This window comes from Vibrio sp. Y176 (assembly GCF_033438945.1).
This window is the reverse complement of sequence record NZ_JAWOQS010000130.1, coordinates 1-1,039: the sequence shown is the minus strand read 5'-3', so window position 1 is coordinate 1,039 and position 1,039 is coordinate 1. Positions and strand designations below refer to the sequence as shown.

Genomic DNA, 1,039 nt, shown 5'->3' with positions numbered 1-1,039 from the left:
GGCAATGTTGTGAAATGTGTCATTGAAGCCGTTATGAGTAAACGTGAGCAAGAGATGAACTGGCAAGATCTGAAAGACCCAGAGTTATGGCGGCAGGGTTGGAAGTAATTTGGGTTTTGCAGTAGATGAATCAAGCAAAAACGCTTGAGGTAGATAGGCAAAACCGGTGTGGTCTGATACGTTGAGAAATTCGTTTTTCAGCCTATTTAAAGGACGACTCATGATCGACTTCGACAACTCCTCTGTGTTCAAGCTTAAGCCTATTGACGTTTCCAAAGTCAGAGATGATTTCCACAAATTTTTGATTGATGGTGAGACCATTTTCGCCGCTTTTAAAACCGTTCGTGATCAAGTGGTGTTTACCAACAAACGAGTGATTGCGGCGAATGTGCAAGGTATTACGGGCTCAAAAGTGGATTACACGTCGCTGCCTTACAGTAAGATCAATGCATTCTCTATTGAGACTTCCGGCACGTTTGATCTCGATTGCGAAATTGAGTTTTTCTTAAGTGAAGTGGGACGAGTTCGGTTTGAAATTAAAGGCTCATTTGACCTCGTTGCGTTCAATCGTATGATAAGTGAACGCGTGCTTGATTAGGTTATGGGGCTCTTAAACCAGAAAAAAAAAGTAAAGGAAGCAGACAAAAGCGAGCAACGTTGCTGATAACACTGGGTAGATGATGTATGAGTCTTGTTTGTTGGTTCGTTGAAAACACAACGACACAAGCAGAACATTGTAAACCACGAGCAGCAGGCTGATCATGGTGCCACTGTTTAGGTTGAGGCTAGAGAGTTGGGTAAGAAAAAACGCTAATAATAAATAGTCGAAGATGATTAGCCACAAAAAGGCTTTCTTCAACACATCACGTCTTTTTGTGTCGGGCATTGGCTCGTGCATATTGAACTCTACTAAAAGTCACGGCAATTGGATTAGGGATTAAAAAGGTCACCAGCAGGGCCAGGTGACCTTTGTGGTTTATGGCGTTGACAAGCATTATAGTGCTTGGATTTTCGCTTCTTGTTTTTCTGCGTCCGCCGA

3 protein-coding genes are annotated in these 1,039 nt (G+C 42.7%); 2 read left to right on the top strand and 1 reads right to left on the bottom strand.

The window, feature by feature from the left end; genetic code table 11:
• Both R7O13_RS24585 and R7O13_RS24580 read left to right on the top strand, forming a co-directional pair.
• The coding region (locus R7O13_RS24585; protein ID WP_318304900.1) for a TIGR02450 family Trp-rich protein at window positions 1-108 on the top strand (108 nt) is incomplete at its 5' end.
• Between the two features lie 112 nt (window positions 109-220).
• Window positions 221-598: a PH domain-containing protein gene (locus tag R7O13_RS24580; protein ID WP_005499881.1), complete on the top strand. Its 378-nt coding sequence runs from the start codon at window positions 221-223 to the stop codon at window positions 596-598.
• A 12-nt stretch (window positions 599-610) separates the two neighbouring features.
• On the opposite strand, the gene R7O13_RS24575 is transcribed toward R7O13_RS24580, so the two are convergent.
• A complete protein-coding gene (locus tag R7O13_RS24575; RefSeq protein ID WP_005462765.1) occupies window positions 611-898 on the bottom strand; it encodes a hypothetical protein in 288 nt (95 codons plus the stop codon).
• Window positions 899-1,039 lie beyond the last annotated feature (141 nt).

Excerpts from the sequence above, each read along its gene's own strand:
- R7O13_RS24580 (WP_005499881.1), top strand. The coding sequence starts at position 221 with ATGATCGACTTCGACAACTCCTCTGTGTTCAAGCTTAAGCCTATTGAC.
- R7O13_RS24575 (WP_005462765.1), bottom strand. The coding sequence starts at position 898 with ATGCACGAGCCAATGCCCGACACAAAAAGACGTGATGTGTTGAAGAAA.